3 protein-coding genes and 1 pseudogene are annotated in these 1,710 nt (G+C 34.0%); 1 reads left to right on the forward strand and 3 read right to left on the reverse strand.

What is annotated here, in order from left to right; all coding sequences use genetic code 11:
• Window positions 1–107: 107 nt before the first annotated feature.
• The gene (locus tag C502_RS0117930) at window positions 108–803 is read left to right on the forward strand and encodes a hypothetical protein (protein ID WP_018680130.1); all 696 of its coding nucleotides are present in this window, start codon (window positions 108–110) and stop codon (window positions 801–803) included.
• A gap of 23 nt (window positions 804–826) precedes the next feature.
• Here C502_RS0117930 and C502_RS0117935 read toward each other — a convergent pair whose 3' ends face one another.
• The 3 genes and pseudogenes from C502_RS0117935 to C502_RS19320 form a co-directional block, all read right to left on the reverse strand.
• On the reverse strand, window positions 827–1,033 hold the full coding sequence (locus tag C502_RS0117935) for a hypothetical protein (protein WP_018680131.1): 207 nt from the start codon (window positions 1,031–1,033) through the stop codon (window positions 827–829).
• The gene (locus C502_RS0117940) at window positions 1,030–1,386 is read right to left on the reverse strand and encodes a hypothetical protein (RefSeq protein WP_018680132.1); all 357 of its coding nucleotides are present in this window, start codon (window positions 1,384–1,386) and stop codon (window positions 1,030–1,032) included. Before C502_RS0117940 ends, C502_RS0117935 begins: the two co-directional genes overlap by 4 nt.
• A 39-nt stretch (window positions 1,387–1,425) precedes the next feature.
• A pseudogene (locus C502_RS19320) lies at window positions 1,426–1,710 on the reverse strand (MobA/MobL family protein); the annotation flags it as partial.

Consider the following 1,710-nt stretch of genomic DNA (forward strand, 5'->3'; position numbering starts at 1 on the left):
CGCCATTATGTTAAATAGGCTTAAAAAGATAACTAAAAAATAGAATAATTATTTGATTCCAAATATTAAAATATGTAAATTTAAAGTTTTTAATAGATTTAAAATTAATGAATACACAAGCTATTATGATTGATAAAAATGCCTTTGAAGAGAAAGAATTATGGGCAAGTTTTTTAAATTTTAGTAATAATGTTTTTGCCGATATACAACGTTATCCAGAAAATAAGTTGGCAGAATGTGAATTTCTCGGTGTCTATCCTGCACTGGAATTTATTCTTCAAGGTATCTCAGGAAAATATGATTTCTATAATTTACCAATCAACGGTTTTTATGAAAATGCTCAAGGAACAATTTTTGATTATGGTAAAAAAAACCTAAATCCTACAATTTCTCTAGGGGAGACGTCAGTCTTATCTTATTGTAATTTAATACAAGACCATCAAAATCCTAAAAATTTCAATGAACAAATTAATTATATAGTTTTAAAAAAGGTAGAGAAAAATGGAGAAAAGTTTTTAGCATTTACTAGTGCTAAAAACTTTCTACACAAAGATAATGGTCAAATATATTGCTCTTGGGACTATTTAGGAGAAATTGTTTATTTAAATTTACCATTATTCTCGGTAGGAAATGAAAATTCTATACAAATAACTAATTGGCGAAGCAAACTTGATGCACATAATGTAATAAGAAGTACAGATGAAAATATTGCTGAGATAACTATCATTGTCGCTCAATTACTAAAGAGAATTCAAAATAATCAATTTAAGAAAATGACTGGATATTTTGAAACCAGAGATTAATTTAAAGCTATGAAATCCTTATTCTATAAGGATTTCATAGCTCTCCACTTCATCATTAACACCTCATCTTCCTCCTCAAAACTCGACTCACCAGAAGCAATCCGTTCAATCATCGCATTGACATAAGCTTGACTGGCATCAATTACATGCTGCTCAAATGAATGCTCCACAATCCCTTGCGTTGCCTTAAAAGCAGCTCGAATACGCTCTGCATCTACGTTCTTTTTCATACTTGGCCACACTGCTCTGATTGATAACTTGGATGATCTTTCAGATAGACAATAAAACTGTCCAAACGTTTGCTATCAAGTCGTGATTCTTCAGGATGATCCACATGCTGCAATAGGTTCTGACCTAAAAAATATTGCTCAAACTGTGCCTTAAAATACTCTGGAATATCAGCTACTAGAACATAGCTATCATCTGGTTTGAGTTGATGCCGTGGGATCTGAATCAACTCAAGTAAATGTTTATTCCACAGTAGACTGGCCCGAAGCTGATCATTTACTGGATGATGGGGATCATGTGCAGCTGCACGTTGATCGTCAAATAAACCCTCAAGAATTTGTTTTCCAGTCTTCATACCACCTCCAAAAGTTTGATTTAAAACCTCACAATATCCCTAGAACCATGATGGCGTATAGCTATCATCACGATCTAGGTCTTGATTTTTACGCTGATCTAAGGCTTGGTTGTACTCCTTTTGATAGATCTGGAGCTTGTTAAATTGCCGAATCTGTTGAATGGTGTGCTTCTGTGCCTCAACTTCAAGCTGAATAATTGGATCAGCACTTTTCAACTTCCATCGGTAGATCTGTGGGACATCCTGCAATTGCGTTCCGTACTTCTGGTTAAATTCCTGATTGGACAAATGACTCACTCGATTCGGAACAACAATCTCCATACC

Origin of the sequence: Acinetobacter tjernbergiae DSM 14971 = CIP 107465 (genome assembly GCF_000374425.1) — a bacterium.
GTDB classification, from domain to species: domain Bacteria; phylum Pseudomonadota; class Gammaproteobacteria; order Pseudomonadales; family Moraxellaceae; genus Acinetobacter; species Acinetobacter tjernbergiae.

What these genes read in the sequence shown, in the direction of transcription:
- C502_RS0117935 (WP_018680131.1), bottom strand. Translation starts at nt 1,033, where the DNA reads ATGAAAAAGAACGTAGATGCAGAGCGTATTCGAGCTGCTTTTAAGGCA.
- C502_RS0117930 (WP_018680130.1), top strand. Translation starts at nt 108, where the DNA reads ATGAATACACAAGCTATTATGATTGATAAAAATGCCTTTGAAGAGAAA.
- C502_RS0117940 (WP_018680132.1), bottom strand. Translation starts at nt 1,386, where the DNA reads ATGAAGACTGGAAAACAAATTCTTGAGGGTTTATTTGACGATCAACGT.